Annotated in this window: 16 protein-coding genes; 8 read left to right on the plus strand and 8 right to left on the minus strand. The window is 73.2% G+C overall.

Going from position 1 to position 18,211, the window contains the following annotated elements; genetic code table 11:
• The first annotated feature begins 125 nt into the window (after window positions 1-125).
• Window positions 126-1,241: a LacI family DNA-binding transcriptional regulator gene (locus OG218_RS21490; RefSeq protein ID WP_328295259.1), complete on the plus strand. Its 1,116-nt coding sequence runs from the start codon at window positions 126-128 to the stop codon at window positions 1,239-1,241.
• Here the strand turns inward: OG218_RS21490 and OG218_RS21495 are convergent.
• Both OG218_RS21495 and uxaC read right to left on the minus strand, forming a co-directional pair.
• Complete coding sequence (locus tag OG218_RS21495) at window positions 1,209-2,600, minus strand: mannitol dehydrogenase family protein (protein WP_328295260.1); 1,392 nt, start codon at window positions 2,598-2,600, stop codon at window positions 1,209-1,211. The two genes, OG218_RS21490 and OG218_RS21495, sit on opposite strands and share 33 nt — an antisense overlap.
• Entirely contained in the window at window positions 2,597-4,021 is a 1,425-nt protein-coding gene (uxaC, locus tag OG218_RS21500; RefSeq protein WP_328295261.1) for a glucuronate isomerase, read from the minus strand. The genes OG218_RS21495 and uxaC overlap by 4 nt, the downstream gene beginning before the upstream one ends.
• 109 nt (window positions 4,022-4,130) lie before the next feature.
• Between uxaC and OG218_RS21505 the strand changes: the two genes are divergently transcribed.
• The 3 genes from OG218_RS21505 to OG218_RS21515 are packed head-to-tail and all read left to right on the plus strand — an operon-like array spanning window position 4,131 to window position 7,608.
• The gene (locus OG218_RS21505; protein WP_328295262.1) at window positions 4,131-5,471 is read left to right on the plus strand and encodes a lactate racemase domain-containing protein; all 1,341 of its coding nucleotides are present in this window, start codon (window positions 4,131-4,133) and stop codon (window positions 5,469-5,471) included.
• A gap of 43 nt (window positions 5,472-5,514) precedes the next feature.
• Window positions 5,515-6,690 carry a Gfo/Idh/MocA family protein gene (locus OG218_RS21510; protein ID WP_328295263.1) on the plus strand — a complete coding sequence of 392 codons (1,176 nt, stop codon included), beginning with the start codon at window positions 5,515-5,517 and terminating at the stop codon, window positions 6,688-6,690.
• A 57-nt stretch (window positions 6,691-6,747) separates the two neighbouring features.
• The gene (locus tag OG218_RS21515) at window positions 6,748-7,608 is read left to right on the plus strand and encodes a sugar phosphate isomerase/epimerase family protein (RefSeq protein WP_328295264.1); all 861 of its coding nucleotides are present in this window, start codon (window positions 6,748-6,750) and stop codon (window positions 7,606-7,608) included.
• A gap of 6 nt (window positions 7,609-7,614) precedes the next feature.
• On the opposite strand, the gene OG218_RS21520 is transcribed toward OG218_RS21515, so the two are convergent.
• Entirely contained in the window at window positions 7,615-8,619 is a 1,005-nt protein-coding gene (locus tag OG218_RS21520) for a YeiH family protein (RefSeq protein ID WP_328295265.1), read from the minus strand.
• Window positions 8,620-8,762: 143 nt separating this feature from the next.
• Between OG218_RS21520 and OG218_RS21525 the strand changes: the two genes are divergently transcribed.
• Window positions 8,763-9,560 (plus strand): sugar phosphate isomerase/epimerase family protein, encoded by a 798-nt coding sequence (locus OG218_RS21525; protein ID WP_328296275.1) that lies wholly within the window; start codon window positions 8,763-8,765, stop codon window positions 9,558-9,560.
• Window positions 9,561-9,570: 10 nt separating this feature from the next.
• Here the strand turns inward: OG218_RS21525 and OG218_RS21530 are convergent, their stop codons facing one another.
• Window positions 9,571-9,984, minus strand: a complete 414-nt coding sequence (locus tag OG218_RS21530) for a DUF1810 domain-containing protein (protein WP_328295266.1) — start codon at window positions 9,982-9,984, stop codon at window positions 9,571-9,573.
• 53 nt (window positions 9,985-10,037) lie between these two features.
• On the opposite strand from OG218_RS21530, the gene serC reads away from it, so the two are divergent.
• Together serC and OG218_RS21540 are read left to right on the plus strand one after the other, a co-directional pair.
• Window positions 10,038-11,198: a phosphoserine transaminase gene (serC, locus tag OG218_RS21535; protein ID WP_328295267.1), complete on the plus strand. Its 1,161-nt coding sequence runs from the start codon at window positions 10,038-10,040 to the stop codon at window positions 11,196-11,198.
• Window positions 11,199-11,230: 32 nt separating this feature from the next.
• Entirely contained in the window at window positions 11,231-11,530 is a 300-nt protein-coding gene (locus OG218_RS21540) for a DUF1540 domain-containing protein (RefSeq protein ID WP_328295268.1), read from the plus strand.
• On the opposite strand, the gene OG218_RS21545 is transcribed toward OG218_RS21540, so the two are convergent.
• The 3 genes from OG218_RS21545 to OG218_RS21555 all read right to left on the minus strand — a co-directional run bounded on the left by OG218_RS21545 (window position 11,515) and on the right by OG218_RS21555 (window position 14,518).
• Complete coding sequence (locus OG218_RS21545) at window positions 11,515-12,705, minus strand: class I SAM-dependent methyltransferase (protein ID WP_328295269.1); 1,191 nt, start codon at window positions 12,703-12,705, stop codon at window positions 11,515-11,517. The two genes, OG218_RS21540 and OG218_RS21545, sit on opposite strands and share 16 nt — an antisense overlap.
• Window positions 12,706-12,785: 80 nt before the next feature.
• Window positions 12,786-14,072: an MFS transporter gene (locus tag OG218_RS21550; RefSeq protein ID WP_328295270.1), complete on the minus strand. Its 1,287-nt coding sequence runs from the start codon at window positions 14,070-14,072 to the stop codon at window positions 12,786-12,788.
• Complete coding sequence (locus tag OG218_RS21555; protein WP_328295271.1) at window positions 14,069-14,518, minus strand: MarR family winged helix-turn-helix transcriptional regulator; 450 nt, start codon at window positions 14,516-14,518, stop codon at window positions 14,069-14,071. Before OG218_RS21555 ends, OG218_RS21550 begins: the two co-directional genes overlap by 4 nt.
• Window positions 14,519-14,692: 174 nt before the next feature.
• Between OG218_RS21555 and OG218_RS21560 the strand changes: the two genes are divergently transcribed.
• Entirely contained in the window at window positions 14,693-16,927 is a 2,235-nt protein-coding gene (locus OG218_RS21560) for a putative bifunctional diguanylate cyclase/phosphodiesterase (protein WP_328295272.1), read from the plus strand.
• On the opposite strand, the gene OG218_RS21565 is transcribed toward OG218_RS21560, so the two are convergent.
• Window positions 16,901-18,121 carry an aminotransferase-like domain-containing protein gene (locus OG218_RS21565; protein ID WP_328295273.1) on the minus strand — a complete coding sequence of 407 codons (1,221 nt, stop codon included), beginning with the start codon at window positions 18,119-18,121 and terminating at the stop codon, window positions 16,901-16,903. The genes OG218_RS21560 and OG218_RS21565 overlap by 27 nt on opposite strands.
• Window positions 18,122-18,211 lie beyond the last annotated feature (90 nt).

The raw sequence follows: 18,211 nt of genomic DNA on the forward strand, positions 1-18,211 counted from the left end.
CACGCGGACGGTCCTGCACCCCATTCAAGCCACCCGGGACAGCGGGGACCACCACGGTTGCCAGGAGTTGCTACGGTCGCCCGCAACCGCGGGGCGACGGGGCGACGGGGGACCGGAGGTGGGACGTGGACGAGGTGGGCGAGCTCCCACCCGGGGCGTCCCCCGAACCTCCCGGGCCGGCCCGCGACGCCACCGTCACCATCTACGACGTCGCGGCGGCCGCCGGGGTGTCCGCCTCGACCGTCTCGCGGGCCTTGTCGAAACCCGGGCGGGTGAGCTTCCGCACCGCCGAACACGTCCGCCGGGTGGCCACCGAGCTGGGGTACCGGTCCTCGCGGACGCTGCTGCCGATGTCCGCCCGCGGGACGGGCGTGCTCGCCTTCGTGGTCGCCGACATCGCCAACCCGGTGTTCGTCGGGATGATCCGCGGGGCCGAGCGGGCCGCGGCCCGGTACGACCTCACCTTGGCGATCGTCGAGACGCAGGAGTCCGAGCACGCCGAGGCGCAGGCCCTGGCCCGTCTGGAGGCGACGGTGGACGGTTTCGTCCTGGCCTCCTCCCGGCTGAGCGACCAGGCGATCCGGGCGGTGGCGAAGCGCCGGCCGGTCGTCGTGCTGAACCGTTCCGTCGGGTCGGTCACCTCGGTGCTCAGCGACAACGTCCGGGCCGTCAAGAAGGCCGCCGAGCACCTCGTGGAGCGGGGACACTCCTCCATCGCCTACCTCGCCGGGCCCGAGAACTCCTACGCGGACGGGACCCGCTGGCGCGGTCTGCAGGAGGCGGGTCTGGAGCTGGACCTGCGGGTCGTCCGCATCGGCGCGAACCTGCCCACCCTGCGCGGGGGGGCCGAGGCCGCGCAGGTCTGGGGGAGGCGCCCGACCACCGCGGTCATCGCCTACAACGACCTCATGGCCATCGGGTTCCTCAAGGCGGTGACCGCGGGCGGGCGCCGTGTCCCGCAGGACGTCAGCGTCATCGGGTTCGACAACATCGTCGACGCGGAACTCGTCGGGCTGACGTCGATCGCGGCGCCGCTGGTGGACATCGGGTCCACCGGGGTCGCGCACGTGGCCTCCGGCACCGTCCGCCACACCGGTGGGGTCCGCGACGGCCTCACCGGCGAACCCGTCCTGCTGCCGGCCTGGCTCGTCGTGCGCGGGTCCACCGGCCCCCACGCCGGCTCACGCCCCGCCCGGCGCCCGGCGACCTCAGTCCGTCGGGGTCAGCGCCGCGAGGCGTGACGCGACGAGCTCCACGAGCTCGCGGTCCTCCCCGAGCCCGGGGTGCAGCAGGTCCAGGACGTCCGGGACCCCCTGCGCCGCAGCGTGCTCCGCCCGGTCCGCCGCCGGGTCGTCGACGGGGGCCCCGACGCCCCGCAGGTGCAGGACCCACGCCGCGATCGCCGTCGCGCAGCCCACCGGTGACCGGCCGGCAGCGCGTTCGGCCAGCAGGGCGGGGACGATCCGCAACGGCAGCTTGAGCGAACCGCCGGCGGCGATCTGCGCGAGCAGGTGCCGCACCCCGGGGTTCGCGTAGCGCTCCAGCAACGCCGCCCGGTACGCGGTGAGCTCCTCGGCCGGGAGGTCGAGGTGGCGGCAGGCCTCGTCCCAGAACTCCTCGACCCAGCCCCGGCACTCCGGGTCGGCGACGGCGTCGGCGATGGTGCGGTGACCCCGCACGCTCGCGGCGTAGGCCAGCAGCGAGTGCGACCCGTTGAGCAGCCAGAGCTTGCGCCGTTCGTAGGGGGTCACGTCGTCGACGAAGGTCACCCCGGCGCTCTCCCAGGCCGGTCGGCCGGCGGGGAAGCGTCCGCTGACGACCCACTCCGAGAACGGCTCCGTCGGGACGGGTGCCTCGTCGGTGGTCCCGGTCAGCGCGGTCACCGTGGCGAGCACCTCCTCGGTCGTCGCGGGTGTGATCCGGTCGACCATGGAGTCGGCGAAGTCGACCTCCGCCCCGATCCACGCGTGCAGCGCGCTGTCGAGGAGTTCCGCCAGTTCCAGCACGACCGTCGCGGTCACCGCCCCGTTGTGCGCGAGGTTGTCGCAGGAGAGCACCGTGACCGGGCCTGCTCCGGCCGCCCGGCGGGCGGCGAGACCCGCGACGAGGCGCCCCGGCAGGGTGGTCACCGGGGCGGTGACGTCGGTGCGCAGGGCCTGCAGGTCGGCGACGACGTCGGAGCGGTCGACGTCGAGGTGCCCGTCGCCCGTGCGCAGGTAGGCGGCCTCGGTCGCCGTGATCGTGACGATCGCCGTCTCGCGGCGGCGCAGCAGGTCCAGGTAGGTGTCGTGGTCGGTGCTGGGGTGCACCTGCGCGAGCGACCCGATCACCTCGGCGTGGTCGCCGTCGGCCCCGCGCACGAGCAGCGTGTAGAGCCCGTCCTGGCGGGCGAGGCGGACGGCGGCGTCGGGACGACGGCCGGTGAACGCGGCGATGCCCCAGTCCGCGGCGTCGCTGGCGTGCGCGGTGTACCAGGCCTGGTGGGCGCGGTGGAAGTTCCCCAGCCCCAGGTGCACGATGCGCACCGGCGGCGCGGGCGGGGTTCCGGGCAGGTCGCGGGACAGGCGCACGGTCTGAGGGCCGGTCTGGGTGCGGGTCACAGTCGGAACGCCTTCCGGGGGTTGCGGGTCACGAGGTCGACGATCGTCTCGGCCGCCTCGTCCTCCTCGAGCCGGCCGTCGGCGACGAGGGTGGAGAGGTGGACGGCGTCGAGACGGCGCGCCATGTCGTGGCGGGCGGGGATCGAGCAGAACGCGCGGGTGTCGTCGATGAACCCCGACGACTTGGAGAACCCCGCCGTCTCGGTCACCGCGGCACGGGCCCGGCCGATCGCGTCGGGGGCGTCGAGGAACCACCACGGCGCCCCGACGTGCACCGCGGGGTAGAAACCGGCCAGCGGGGCGATCTCGCGGGAGAACGTCGTCTCGTCCAGGGTGAACAGGACCAGCTGGAACCCGGGGTTCGTCCCGAAGTCCTCCAGCACCGGCCGCAGCGCGCGGGTGAACTCGACCTGGACGGGGATGTCGGCGCCGACGTCCTTGCCGAACTCCCGCGCGGTCGGGCCGTGGTGGTCGCGGCAGACCCCGGGGTGCAGGGTCATGACGAGGCCGTCCTCCGACGACATCCGGGCCATCTCCCAGAGCAGGTGCCGGCGCAGCGTCGTGGCCTCGGCCTCGGCCAGTTCGCCCTTGCGCGCCAGCGCGTAGAGGTCGGCGGCCGTGCCCGCGTCGAGCTTGTCGGTGCGGACGTCGACGTGGCTGTGGTCGGCCGACACGGCACCGTGGGCGCGGAAGTGGTCGCGCCGGTCCTGCAGCGCCGCGAGGAACCCCCGGAAGTCCCCGGTGTCGATCCCGGACACCTCGTGCAGGCGGTCGGCGTGGTCGTTCCAGTCGGGCGCACCGACCTCGAGGTAGCGGTCGGGCCGGAACGTCGGGAGCACCCGGCCGGTGAACGTCGGGTCCTGCGCCAGCAGCCGGTGGTCGGCGAGGTCGTCGCACGGGTCGTCCGTCGTGGCCAGGACCTCGACGCCGAACCGCTCGAACAGGGCCCGGGGCCGGAACTGCGGGGTCGCCAGCGTCGCGGCGATGCGGTCGTGGATCTCGTCGGCGGTGTCGGCCGAGGGGCGGACGTCGACGCCGAAGAGTTCCACCAGCTGGACCTGCATCCAGTAGCGCACCGGGGTCCCGCGGTAGGCGGACCAGTTCTCGCAGAGCGACCGGAACGCCCGGCGGGACCCGTCGGCGTCCAGGGTGGTGCCCACCCCCAGGTCGCCGAGGTGGACGCCCTGGGCGTGCAGCATCCGCGTCACGTAGTGGTCGGGGGTGATGAGCAGCGACGTCGGGTCCCCGAAGGGGGTGTCGTGGGCGAGCCACGCCGCCGGCACGTGGCCGTGGGGGGAGAGGATCGGCAACCCCGAGACCTGGGCGTGCAGCCGCCGCGCGATCTCCCGGCGGACGGGGTCCGCGGGCAGCAGGCGGTCGGGGTCGAGCTGCAGCGGCGCAGCGGGCGTGGGCGACGACATGGGTCAACCTGAGCCCGGTCGCCGCGCCGCGGGCCACTAGTTGCCGGGAGTTGCCACCGCAGGGGGTCCCCCCTCGACAGCCCCGGGTGCCGAGATCCAGGCTCGGCGGGTGAACGTCACCGCGAGACCAGAGTGGGCGGACAGCTACGGCACCGATCCGGGTGATCCCACCCGCGCCGACGTCGTCGGCGGCCCGGGCGAACGCCTCGACCCCGCCGCCGTCGACGCCTTCGTCCGCGACGTCGTCACCCGCACCGCCGTGGACGGGAAGCGGGTCTGCCTCGTCGTCCCCGACGCCACCCGGAGCTGTCCGCTGCCGCAGCTGCTGCGGGCCGTGCACGCGGGCCTGGCCGGTCGGGCGAGCAGTGTCGACGTCGTGATCGCCCTCGGCACCCACCAGGGCATGAGCGAGGAGCAGCTCGCCCGCCACCTCGGCCACCCGGTCGGTGACCCGGGGGCGGTCTACCCGGGGTGGAACGTCGTCAACCACGCCTCGTGGGACCCGGCGACGTTCACCACCCTCGGCACGATCCCGGCGGAGCGGCTGGCCGAACTCACCGGGGGGTTGCTGACGGGCCCGGACGTCGAGGTGGCGATCAACCGCCTCGTCGCCGAGGCCGACGTCGCGCTCGTCGTGGGGCCGGTGTTCCCGCACGAGGTCGTGGGGTTCTCCGGCGGCAACAAGTACTTCTTCCCCGGGGTGTCGGGGCAGCAGGTCATCGACGTCTCGCACTGGGTGGGGGCGCTCATCACCAGCGCCGCGATGATCGGCAGCCGCGGGGTCACCCCCGTGCGCGCCCTGATCAACGAGGCCGCGGCGATGGTCCCCGCCCAGCGCCTGGCCCTGTGCCTCGTCGTCGCGTCCGGCACCGACGTGCTGCACGCCGCGGCCTTCGGCACGCCCGAGGACGCCTGGGCCGCCTGCGCCGAGGTCTCCACGCAGACCCACGTGACCTACCTGGACCGGCCGTTCCGGCGCGTCCTCTCCATCGTCCCCGAGAAGTACGAGGACCTCTGGACCGCCGCGAAGGGTTTCTACAAGCTCGAACCCGTCGTGGCCGACGGGGGCGAACTCATCCTCTACGCACCGCACATCACGCAGGTGTCGGTCATGCACCCGCACATCACCGAGATCGGCTACCACAACCGCGACTACTTCACCGGGCAGTGGGAGAGGTTCTCCGACCAGCCGTGGGGTGACCTCGCGCACTCCACCCACCTGCGCGGGCAGGGGACCTGGGACGCCGAGCACGGCGAACGCAACCGCGTCACCGTGACGCTGGCGACGGGCATCCCCGAGGAGGTGGCCCGGGCGGTGAACCTCGGCTACCTCGACCCGGCGGGCGTGGACGTCGCGGAGTTCCTCGCCGATCCGGACACGTTCGTGGAACCGCACGCCGGCGAGGTCCTGTACCGCCTGCGCGACGCTCCCCTCCCGCCGACGGCGTGAGACTCCCGACACCCACGACCAGCCAGCACAGGAGGACGTTCGCATGAGCAGCACCGTCAGGATCGGGATCGCCGGGTTCGGCACCCAGGGGTCGATGTACGCGAAGTTCGTGGCCGAGGGCCGCGTCGAGGGGATGACCCTGGGCGCGATCGCCGACGTCGACCCGGCCAGGCGCGCCGTCGCCGGCACCGACTTCTCGGACGTGCCGTTGCACGAGGACGTGATCGACATGCTCGACAGCGGTGACGTCGACGCGATCGTGACGACGGTGCCGCACTACCTGCACCCGGAGCTCGCGATCGCGGCGATGGAGCGCGGCGTCCACGTGCTCGTCGAGAAGCCCGCCGGCGTCTACGGCCGTCAGGTCGAGCAGATGAACGCCGTCGCCGCGGCCCACCCGGAACTGCGTTTCGGCGTGATGTTCAACCAGCGCAACAACCCGCTCTACCGTCGGCTGAAGGAGATCGTCGAGGCCGGCGAGATCGGCCGCATCATCCGCTCGAACTGGATCATCACCACCTGGTGGCGGCCCCAGGGCTACTACGACCAGAGCGCCTGGCGCGCCACCTGGGGCGGGGAGGGCGGCGGTGTCCTGGTGAACCAGGCACCGCACCAGCTCGACCTGTGGCAGTGGATCTGCGGGGTGCCGCAGTCGGTCTTCGCGAAGGTGTCCTACGGACTGCAGCGCGACATCGCCGTCGAGGACGAGGTGACCGTGCTCGCCGACTTCGGCGGTGGTTCCACCGGGGTGTTCGTCACCGCGACGCACGACCTCGTGGGCACCGACCGGCTGGAGATCCAGGGCGACGCCGGGAAGATCGTCGTCGAGGGCAGCAAGGTCGCCACCGTCACCCGGCTGCGCGAACCCGAACGCGACCTGTCCGCCGGCCTGGGGATGGACCAGGTCCGGCAGCTGTTCCGGGGGCAGCTGGACTCCACGCAGTTCCACACCCAGGAGACCATCGAGTTCGCCTCGCAGTGGGGCGAGCAGCACGTCGGCGTCCTCGCGAACTTCGCGGCGGCCGTCCTGCACGGCGAACCGCTGCTCGCGCCCGGTGCGGACGGACTGCTCGGGGTGCGACTGGCCAACGCCGTGCACCTCTCGAGCTGGACCGGGCAGGAGGTCGGCCTCGACTTCGACGACGACCTGTTCCTGAAGCTGCTCAACGAGCGCATCACCGAGGAGGGCCTCTTCCCGGCCCGGGACACCGGCCGGTGACCCGGGCCGACGACTTAACGCAGTCGACCGACGAGAACGGCTGAGAGGGAGCACGACATGGCGAGGATCGGTGTGCAGGCGATGATGCTGCGCGAGAGCGTGGCCGAGATCGGTGCGTTCGAGACGCTGCGCCGGGTCCGTGAGATCGGGTACGGGGCGATCGAGGTCTCGCAGATCCCGATGACCGAGGACAACGTGGCCCAGCTCGAGAAGGCCCGGGACGAACTGGGGATCGAGATCGCGGCCCTGTCGGCCGGGTTGACCTCGCAACCGGGTGGGGCCAACGACGCGCTCGAGGGCGACCTCGAGAAGATCGTCGCCGACTGCCGCCGGCTGGGCAGCGACATGGTCCGGATCGGGATGCTGCCCTTCGACTGCATGACGGAGCTGGACAAGGTCCTGGACTTCTGCGACCGCGCCGAGGCCGCCGCGGGACTCCTGCAGGAGAACGGCATCCGGCTCTACTACCACAACCACCACATCGAGTTCCTGAAGTTCGACGGCCGCTACATGCTCGACGTCATCGCCGACCGGGCGCCGAACGTGGGGCTCGAACTCGACGTGCACTGGCTGCAGCGGGGCGGGATGAACCCGGTCGCGGTCATCCAGCAGTACGCCGGCCGGGTCCGGATGGTGCACCTCAAGGACTACCGGATCGGCGAGATCCGGCCCGCGGCCTTCGAGGCCCTCGCCGCGGGCGACCGTGCGGCCTTCATGCGCGAGTTCAGCGAGGTCGTGCAGTTCGCGGAGGTGGGGGAGGGGAACCTCGACTTCCCCTCGATCGTCCCGGTCGCCGTCGCCAGCGGCGCGGAGTTCCTGCTCGTCGAGCAGGACCTGCTCTACGGCCGCACGGTCTGGGAGGCGCTGCAGACCTCCCACGACAACCTCGTCGCGATGGGTTTCGCCGACCTGTTCTGAGCGTGCTCAGCCGACGTGCAGGAGCTTCACGCCGGCCAGCGCGATCCCGGCGACCAGCACCCAGGAGCTGAGCCCGAGGACGAGGGACCGCCCACCGGTGCGCACCAGGTGCGGGACGTCGATGCCGGTGCCGAGGGCGAAGAGGGCGGCGACCAGCAGGATCGACTGGATCCGCTGGGCGTCGCCCAGCACGGCGTCGGGGACGACGCCGGTCGCGCGCACGGCGACGGCCACCACGAAGGCGGCGACGAAGAACGGCAGCACGGGCGGGCGCTGCGCGGTGTCGGCCCCGACGGTCCGCCGACGCCGCAGGGCGACGAGGGCGACGAGCGGGGCCAGCAGCAGCACGCGGGAGAGCTTCACGACGACGACCGTGGCGAGGGCACCGGGGACGCGGTCGCCGGTCGCGACGGCCTGGCCGACGTCGTGGACGCTGGCGCCCGCCCAGGCCCCGAACTCCTGGACGTCGAGGCCGAACGGGCCCCGCAGCAACGGCAGGAAGACGATCGCGAGCGTCCCGCAGAGGGTCACCAGGGCGATCGCGGTGCTGGTGTCCTCGTCGTCGGCATCGGTCGCGGGGCGGACGGCGGCGATGGCGGACGCGCCGCAGATGGAGAACCCCGTCGCCACCAGCAGGGACCGGGCCGGCGGGAGCCCCAGGGCGCGGCCGATGAGCTGGGTCCCGAAGAAGGTCACGACGACGACGCCGAGGATGAGGGCGACCCCGCCGAAGCCCAGCGCCGCGATCCCCGCCAGCGGCAGTTGCAGGCCCAGCAGCACCACCGCGATGCGCAGCAGGCGCCGGGAGGCGAACCCCGTCGCGGGCCGCCACTGCGGGCGGAACGTCCCCGTGCTGCGCAACAGGGCCCCCAGCGCCACGGCCACCGTCGAGGCCGTCAGCGCGTGCAGGACCCCCTCGACCCCGAAGGCGATCGCGGTGGCGGCGGCGATGACGAGCAGGCCGGGCACCAGGGGGCGCACGACGGAACGGGACGGGACACGGAGCACCACCTCAGCCTCCTCCCCGGTGGGGGGCGGCCGGAAGGCCCCGGGTCGCGTGTCGTCACAGGGGAGGGCTGTGACGTTGACCCTGCGCGAGACCCTGTGCCAGGCTGATCGGGAAAGCGCATTCCAGCAACGACGACGGAGTGACGATGGACCCCGCGCGGCTCAGCCTGAACCAGATCACCGTGAACTCCCTCGGCCTGCCCGAGACCCTCGACGCCTGCGTCCACCACGACGTCGGCGCCGTGGCGCTCTGGCGCGACAAGATCGCCGCCGTCGGCCTCGACCGGGCCGTGGGACTCGTCGCCGACTCCGGGGTCCACGTCAGTTCCGTCTGCCGCGGGGGGATGTTCACCACCGGTGACCCCGCCGACGTCCGGGCCGACAACCGCGCCGCCGTGGACGAGGCGGCGGCGCTGGGCGCGGACGCCCTCGTCCTGGTCTGCGGTCCGCTGACCGACCGCGACCTCGCCGCCGCGCGGGGCCGGGTGCGCGACGGCATCGCCGACCTGCTGCCGTACGCCCGCGACCGGGGCGTCCCCCTGGCCATCGAACCGTTGCACCCCATGATGATCGCCGAACGCTCGGTCGTCGTGACGCTGCGCCAGGCCCTCGACCTCTGCGACGACCTCGGTGACGGGGTGGGGGTCGTGGTCGACGCGTACCACGTCTGGTGGGACCCGGACCTCGACGCGCAGCTCGCGCGGGCCCACGGTCGCGTCCGGGGCTACCACGTCTCGGACTGGCTGCCGCGGACCACCGACCTGCTGCTGGACCGCGGGATGATGGGGGACGGTGTGATCGACCTGCCGCGGCTGTCGGGACTGGTCGCCGCGGCCGGCTACGACGGACCCGTGGAGGTGGAGATCCTCTCCTCCCGCTGGTGGGCCGAGGACCCCGACGACGTCGTCCGCACGGCCCGCAAGCGGTTCGAGGAGTTCGTCTGAGCGGCGGCGCTCAGCCGGCGGAGCCCAGCAACCGCTCGGTCGCGGGGTCGGTCTCGCCCCCGTAGAACTTCGTCAGGACCCGGCCGAACAGGTCCTCGTCGGAGCAGGCGGCGAAGAGGGTCAGGGAACTGCGCAGCTTCACCTCGTCGACCGGCCCGAAGACCGCGCGGGCGTCGTCGGCCGCACCGTCGAGCAGGGCCTGGCAGTTCTCCCGCAGCCTCGCCCCGAGCACCGGGTGGGTGAGGTAGGCGCGGGCCTCCTCCCGGCCCGAGAGCGCGAACTCCACCGAGGTCGGGGAACTCCCCAGCCGCAGCTGCGGGAACTCCCACCACATCCAGTGCGAGGTCTTGCGCCCGGCCCGCAGTTCCGCGAGGGCCCGGTCGTGGGTGGTGTCGGAGGCGGCGACGAAGCGTTCGAGGTCCACTCCGCCATGGTGTCCCTGCGCGACCGGGCGCGCGCGTGCGGGAGGATCGCGTCGTGAACCTGGACGACCCCGCGCTGCGCATCCCCTCCGAGCTGCTCCCCGGCGACGGCCGCTTCGGCTCCGGGCCCTCCAAGGTGCGGGCCGGGCAGGTGGCCGCCCTCGTCGCCGCCGGCCCGGGGGTCCTCGGGACCTCCCACCGCCAGGAGCCGGTGAAGTCGCTGGTGCGCCGGGTGCGCAGCGGTCTGGCGGAGCTGTTCGCGCTGCCCGACGGCTACGAGGTCGTCCTCGGCAACGGCGGCAGCACCGCGTTCTGGGACGTCGCGGCCCTGTGCCTGGTCCGGGAGCGTTCCCAGCACCTGGTGCTGGGGGAGTTCTCCTCGAAGTTCGCCGCGGCGGTCGCGGCCGCGCCCTTCCTCGCCGAGCCCGTCGTCGTGCGCGGTGAACCGGGGACCCTGCCCCGGCTGGGGGAGGTCGCCGACGGCGTCGACGTGCTCGCCTGGCCGCACAACGAGACCTCCACCGGGGTGATGGCCCCCGTGCTGCGCCCCGAGGGCCCGACCCCCGCGCAGGGTGGTCCGCTCGTCGTCGTCGACGCGACCTCCGGGGCCGGTGGCCTCGCCGTCGACGTCTCGCAGACCGACGCGTACTACTTCGCGCCGCAGAAGTCCTTCGCCTCCGACGGTGGGCTCTGGATCGCGCTGCTCTCGCCCGCCGCGCTGGACCGCGTCCACGAGACCGGTGCGTCGGGGCGCTGGACCCCCGCGTCGCTGGACCTGCAGATCGCGGTCGAGAACTCGCGCAAGGACCAGACCTACAACACCCCCGCGGTCGCGACGCTGGTGATGCTCGCCGACCAGGTCGAGTGGATGCTCGCGCAGGGCGGACTGGCGTGGGCAGCGGGACGGTCCGCGGAATCGGCGGGGATCGTCTACGACTGGGCGGGTTCCCGGGAGTGGGCGCAGCCCTTCGTGACCGAGCCGGCGGCGCGCAGCAACGTCGTCGCGACGATCGACCTGGACGCCTCGATCGACGCGAACGCCGTGCAGGAAGTGCTGCGCAGCAACGGGATCGTCGACGTCTTCCCCTACCGGAGCCTGGGGCGCAACCAGCTGCGGATCGGGATGTTCCCGGCGGTCGACCCCGAGGACGTGCGCGCCCTGACGCGGTGCGTGGACCACGTCGTGCCGGTGCTGAGGACAGGCAGTCCTGCCTAGTCAGACGCCGGGTGCGTGGCTACGTTCGACGCATGGCGACCGTGAACCTGGACCTGACCCCGATCCACCAGTGCTCCGCCAGCGGCTGCACGTTCAACGCTGACGTCTCCTGCCACGCCCCGACGATCACCGTGGGCGACCACGGCGCGAACCACTGCGGGACCTTCCTCGGCATCCCGGCCAAGCACGGTTCGACGGCCGAGGGCCACGTCGGGGCGTGCCAGCTGAGCGACTGCTCGCACAACTCCGACCTCAGCTGCACCGCCGCGACCATCGAGGTGGGTACCGAGGCCTCCGGCGCGACGAAGTGCCTCACCTACGCGAGCGTCTGACGGACTCCCGCGAGTTCCGGGGCCAGCATCCGGGCCAGGGCGGGTTCCACGCCCCAGGCGCCGGTCAGCGCGTCGAACTCGTCCAGCAGCTCGGCCAGTCGTGAACCCTGCGGACGGCCGGCGCGCACCGCGCGGATCATCGCGTTGCGCGGGGTGTGCGCGGAGTCGATGAACTCGACGACCTCGACGCGGTAGCCGAGCAGCTGCAGCACGATGCTGCGCAGGGTGTCGGTGAGCACGTCGGCGAAGCGTTCGCGCAGGATCGCGTGCCGCACCAGCGGTGACGCGTGGCCGGCGATCTGACGCTGCACGTCGCGGTGGCAGCACGGCGCGGCCAGCACCAGGGGAGCCTCCCAGCGCACGGCGCGGGCCAGGGCCTCGTCGGTCGCGGTGTCGCAGGCGTGCAGGGCCATCACGACGTCGGGGGTCGCGTCGTCGAACGGGGTGGCGCCCTCGATCGACCCGATCGCGAACTCCAGTCCCGGCAGCCCCGCGTCGGCGGCCGCCTTGCGGCCCGTCGCCACGACGTCCTCGCGGACGTCGACCCCGACCGTGACGAGCGCCCGCCCGCCCGCCTGCGCCTGTCCGCTGAGCCAGCGGTGCGCGGCGAAGGTCAGGTAGGCGTTGCCGCAGCCGAGGTCCACCGCGCGCAGCACCGGGCCGGACCGCTCGACCACCGCGGGGGTGAGCGGCGCGAGCTGGCGGACGAAGGCCTCCACCTGCCGGCGCTTGTCGCCGCCGGCGCCGAGGACGCGGAACAGCGGGTCGTCGGGGTCGACGAGGCGCTGCTTGCTCCGGTCGTGCTGCTGCGGTCCCGCGGCCTGCCGGGCCGGGGCGCGGTGCACCTGGGCGTCGCCCTTCTTGGTGACCCGGACCTGGACGACCTCGTCCGCCGTCTCCACGTGCAGGTTGCCGTAGGGCTGGGAGAGGAGTTCGTCGACGGCCGCCCCCGCGTCGGCCACCGCGACGTTGCGGGTGCTCACCACGGGACCGGTGCGGGCCGTGAACTGCAGGTGCGGCCCGTTCTTCAGCTGCACCGGCCGGACCTCGACCCGCTCCGCCGCCGGTGGTTCCAGCCCCTTGCGACGCCCTGCCGCGACGGCCCGGGCGAGCTGCTCGGTGTCGAGCAGCAGAGCGCGGACGTCGGCGAGGGCGGAGGTGAGCTCGGTGGGCACGGCCCCATTCTCGCCCCGCCGCGGTCTGGTCCCGTCACCGTGAGCGGGGATGTGAGGTCGGGTGCGGTCCGGGCGAGCGGTCAGGCCGCGGCGGCGTCGCGGGTGCCGGCGTCGATCGGGACGACCCGCAGGTGCGGGGTGTTCTTCAGGGAGTAGCTGACCCGGACCCTGGCACGGCGCAGCAGGTAGATCCCGACGGCGATCGCGATGAGCATCGAGGGGATCGAGCCGACGAGGATCGACCACGACGGTCCGTAGCGCGTGCCCATCCAGCCGACGACGGGGCCGCCGATCACGGTGCCGCCCTGCATGAGCGACATGTACATCGCCATCACGCGACCCCGCATGCGGGGTTCGGTGCTCATCTGCACGGTCGCGTTGGCGGAGGTCATGAGGGTGAGCGAGGCCAGGCCCATGAACGGCAGCACGAGCAGGTAGAGCGCGTAGGTCGGCATCAGGGCGGCCACCGAGGCGAGCACCCCGAACAGGAACGCGGCCCCGATCACCAGCCGGTAGCGGGGACGTTCTCGGCGTGCGGCGACGAGGGCGCCGGCCAGCGAGCCGACCGCCAGCACCGTCCCCGCGAGGCCGAACCCGGCGGAGTCGGTGTGGAACTTCACGCTCGTCATCAGCGCGCTGGTCAGCTGGAAGTTCAGCCCGAACGTCCCGATGACCCCGACGAGGGCGAAGATCGCCAGCAGGTCGGGACGGGCGCGGACGTAGGCCAGCCCCTCCTTCATGCCTCCCGTCCCCTTGGCGGGCCGCTCCCGCGGGACGGGGTGGGCGGGGCGCATCAGGTGCAGCATGAACATCGGGGCGATGAAGGACAGCGCGTTGAGGAGGAACACCGGACCCGTCCCGATCCAGGCGATCAGGACGCCCGCGAGGGCGGGGCCGATCAGCCGGGCGGAGTTGAACGAGGCGGAGTTCAGGCCGATCGCGTTCGGCAGGTCCTCGCGCGGGACGAGCTGGCTGACGAAGGTCTGGCGCACCGGCCCGTCGATCGCGGAGACGCAGCCGAGGAGCACGGCCAGGACGTAGACGTGCCAGAGCTCGGCCCGTCCGGACAGCACGAGGGCGGCCATGACGAGTCCGAGGAAGCCCATCGCGGCCTGCGTCAGCATCAGCGTGCGGCGCTGCGGGAAGCGGTCGGCGATGGTCCCCGCGATGGGCGCGAGCACCAGGATCGGACCGAACTGCAGGCCCGTGGTGATCCCGCCCGCGGTGCCCGACCCATGGGTGAGGACCTGGATGACGAGCCAGTCCTGGGCGACGCGCTGCATCCAGGTGCCGGTGTTGGAGATGACGGCGCCACCGGCCCACAGCCGGTAGTCGCGGTGCCGCAGGGAGCGGAAGGTCTGGTTCACTCGCTGATCACCGTGCGCAGGATGCGGGCGGCCTCGGCGAGGGTGGCGCGTTCCGCCTCGGTCAGGCTCTCGAGCCGCCGGCTCAGCCAGGCCGCGCGCCGGGCCCGCGTCTCCTCGACCACCTCGCGGCCGCGGTCCGTGACCGAGATCAGGACCTGGCGACCGTCGTCGGGGTGGTCGGTGCGGGTGACCAGACCCTGCTCGACGAGACCGGCGATCGTGCGGGTCATCGACGGGGGCCGCACGTGCTCGGCCTCGGCGAGTTCCCCGGGCGTGCGCGGTCCCTGGGTGAACAGGTGCGCCAGCACCGAGAACTGCGCGTCGGAGAGTTCGTCGACGCTCTTCTGCGCCCGCAACCGCCGGGCCGTCCGCAGCAGCGAGACGCGGAGGTCCACGGCGAGCTGGTCGAGGGCGGTGGGATTCGGATCGGTACGGGCGGCAGGCACGTCGTCGAGCTTAGTCGTTAGGGCGGCTAATTACCAACGGCAACCAGTTGGGTGACGGACCTGTGAGAATCGCACCGAGCTTCCACGGGGGCCTACGGCGCGTTAGAGTCGGTGACGTTGCGTAGTGGTTCGGCGGGCGTTCCTGTCCCGTGGCGCGGAGGGTGGAGCGGACGAGTGAGTGGATCCCCGGCGGCCTCGGCCACCCGCAGAGCACGACGGGCCCTGGAACGTGCCGCAGCAGCCGTCGCCGAGCAGCAGGCGCACGACGACGGCTCCGTCCACGTCGACCTCGACGAGGAGTCCGACCTGGTCGTGCGGACGACGGTCACGACCCACCTCAGCGCCGGTGCCGCCCTGCTGCGCGCCCAGCGCCGCTTCGCGGAGTCGCGCGACCTTGCCTCCCTGGCCGAGGAGCTCGTCTCCGAGGTCCACCGCTGCGGCCACCAGCGCGTCCTGCTGCTGGAGACCGTCGCCCGCTCCCGCCACCGCGAACTCGAGGTGCTGGCCGCGCGGGGGGACATCCTGCTCGTCCAGGGCCGCCGGATCACCGGCAGTGACCTCACCCGGATGTCACCGTCCGCGGTCGTCGAACTCGTCCCCGGTCACCCGCTGGCCCCGCGCCTCGCGGTCTGGGGGGTCGCCGACACCACCACGCCCACGCTCGAGGTGCTCGCCGCCGCCGGCGGGGCCTCTTGGCGGGCCCTCGTCGCCACCGCCGACGCCCAGCGCGCCGACCGCGAGTCCACCAGCGCGCAGTTGCTGCTGTCCGGAGCGCTGCGCCTCGCCGGGCTCGGCTCCTGGTCGTGGGACCCCGTGACGGGTGTCCTCCGCCTCGACGACCGGTTGCGGGAGATGCTGGGACGCAGCGCCTCCGACCCGGACCCCGACCTCGAGACCTGGCGGGCCGGCGTCCACCCCGACGACCGCGGCCCCTTCACCGGGGTCGAGGACCCCGCCGCCCACGCCGGGACCTCCGCGCCCTATCCCTTCCGCGTCCGCTCCACCGACGGCACCGAACGCACGTTCCTCGGGATGAGCGTCCCCCTGGCCACGACGAGTTCCAGCGTCGTGCAGGGTCTCGTCCTGGACGTCTCGGCCGGGGAGAAGTCGACCGGGGAACTCGTCCGGCTCGCCCAGTGCGACTCCCTCACGGGCCTGGCGAACCGCTCCGTCATGGACATCCGCCTCGCCGAGGCCCTCGAGAAGGCGACCGCCGTCGACGCCGTCGCCCTCGTCCTGCTCGACCTCGACCGCTTCAAGCTCGTCAACGACACCCTCGGCCACCAGATCGGCGACGCCCTGCTGCGCCAGGTCGCCGTGCGCCTCGAGGACGCCGCCCCGCCCGGGGCGACCCTGGCCCGCCTCGGGGGTGACGAGTTCGTCGTGATGGTCCCGGGGATCACCCGTCCCGAGGCCGCCTCGATCATGGCCCGCGACCTGCTCCGCCGACTCCGCTCGCCCATGCTGCTGCCCGGGTTGCCGGAACCCTTCGTGTGCACCTCCAGCGCCGGGATCGCCGTCGGGCACCAGGGCACCGCCGACGACCTGTTCCGCAGCGCGGACATGGCGCTCTACCGCGCCAAGGACGGCGGCCGGGACCGCGTCGCCGTCTACGACTCCGCCATGCGGGAGCAGGCGCAGGCCCGCCGCGACGCCGAGCACCGCGTCCGCCGGGCCCTGCGCACCGACGGGCTGCGGGTCGTCTGGCAACCCATCGTCGACCTGCGCGACAACCGCAAGCTCGTCGCCGCCGAGGCCCTCGTCCGCCTCGAGGACCCGGTCGAGGGACTGCTGGAACCCAAGCACTTCGTCGACACCGCCGAGGACACCGGCCTCATCGTCGACGTCGACACCTGGGTCCTCGGCGAGGCGCTGCGGCAGCTGCGGGAGTGGCGTCGCGCCGACGTCGACCTCCAGGTCTCCTTCAACGTCTCCGGCAAGACCCTCGAGCACCCCGCGTTCGCGCACCGCCTCGCCCACAGCGTCGAGTCCACCGGTGCCGCCGGTACGTCCCTGCTCTGCGAGGTCACCGAGCGGACCCTCATCGACCTCTCCAGCACGACCCGGGCCAGCCTCGGGGAACTGCGCAGCATGGGCGCGCGCGTCGGCCTCGACGACTTCGGCACGGGGTACTCCTCGCTGTCCTACCTGGACCGGTTCCCGCTCAGCTTCCTCAAGATCGACATGAGCTTCGTCCGACCGCTGGGGACCTCCGACCGCGCCGAGGCCGTCGTCCGGGCGCTCATCAGCCTCGCCCACGCCCACGGCATGGTCGTCACGGCCGAAGGCGTGGAGACCGAGCTCCAGGCGACCATGCTGCAGGAGATGGGGTGCGATCGAGGTCAGGGCTACCTCTTCGGGCGGCCCGTGGACGCCTCGCTGCTACCGGTGGGGATCCTCGGCGCGTAGCACCGCCCCCAGCCGGGCGACCCCCGCGGCGATCCGGTCCGGCGCGTGGGTCGTGAACGACATCCGCAGCGTCGCCCGGTCGGGCGCCCCCGCGAAGAACGAGGCCCCCGGCACGAACGCCACCCCTGCCGCCAGCGCCGCGGGCAGCAGCGCCGCCGTGTCCAGGCTCCCGTCGGGGTCCGGGAGGCGGACCCAGGTGAACATCCCGCCGTCCGGGCGCGACCAGGAACTCCCGGCCGGGAGTTCCGTCGTGAGCACGGCCAGCAGGGCGTCGCGGCGCTCGCGGTAGGCGGTGACGACCCGGGCGACGTGGGCGTCGAGGTCGGTGCGGGCCAGGTAGTCCGCGGCGGCGGCCTGGTCGATGGTGGAGGTCTGCAGGTCGGCCGCCTGCTTCGCGACGACGACCGCCGGGCGCAACGCCCGGGGGATCCGGGCCCAGCCCAGGCGCAACCCCGGCGCCCCGATCTTGGAGAAGCTGCCCAGGTGCACGCACCGGTCCGCCAGCAGGGGGTCGGCGGCCAACGCGGCCACGTGCTCACCGGAGTAGCGGAGTTCGCCGTAGGGGTCGTCCTCGACGACCCACGTCCCGTGCTCCGCGGCCAGTTCCGCGATCCGGGCCCGGCGCGGCCCCGACAGGGTCCGGCCGGTCGGGTTCGCGAAGTTGGGGACGAGGTACAGGACGCTCGGGCGGTGCTCCCGGAAGACCTCCTCCACCGACTCCGGGATCGCACCGTCCTCGTCGGAGGCGACGCCCACGACGCGGGCTCCGCCCAGCGAGAACGTCTGCAGCGCAGCGAGGTAGCTCGGTTCCTCGACGGCGACGACGCTACCGGGTTCCAGCAGGGCGGTCGTGAGCAACGTGAGGGCCTGCTGCGAACCCGTCGTGACCAGCAGGTCGTCGGGACCGGTGGGCACCCCCCGGCGGGTCAGCCGGGCGGCGACGAGGTCCCGCAGCTCCGGGTCACCCTCGGTGGCCGCGTACTGCAGGTTCCGCCGTGCCGCCGGACCGGACAGCGCACGGACGAAGGACTCCCGCAGGCCGTCGACGTCGAAGAGTTCCGCCGCGGGCAGACCGCCGGCGAAGGAGATGACGTCCTCGTCGCCGACCAGGGCCAGCAGGTCGCGGACGGGGGAGGAACGCACCCCGGCCAGTCGGGAACTGACCGGGACGGGCGGGATCGAGCGTGTGGTCACGGGGGGCTCCTCGGCGCGGGTGACGGGACTCGTGCCGTGGCGCGACGGGTGGTGGCGTCGCGGCGCGGCGCGCACGGTGACGCGGCCGGG

Origin of the sequence: Kineococcus sp. NBC_00420, from assembly GCF_036021035.1 — a bacterium.
Taxonomy (GTDB): Bacteria; Actinomycetota; Actinomycetes; order Actinomycetales; family Kineococcaceae; genus Kineococcus.

Coding starts and splice junctions, on each gene's coding strand:
- uxaC (WP_328295261.1), bottom strand. CDS start 4,021: ATGTCGTCGCCCACGCCCGCTGCGCCGCTGCAGCTCGACCCCGACCGC.
- OG218_RS21510 (WP_328295263.1), top strand. CDS start 5,515: ATGAGCAGCACCGTCAGGATCGGGATCGCCGGGTTCGGCACCCAGGGG.
- OG218_RS21515 (WP_328295264.1), top strand. CDS start 6,748: ATGGCGAGGATCGGTGTGCAGGCGATGATGCTGCGCGAGAGCGTGGCC.
- OG218_RS21525 (WP_328296275.1), top strand. CDS start 8,763: ATGGACCCCGCGCGGCTCAGCCTGAACCAGATCACCGTGAACTCCCTC.
- OG218_RS21540 (WP_328295268.1), top strand. CDS start 11,231: ATGGCGACCGTGAACCTGGACCTGACCCCGATCCACCAGTGCTCCGCC.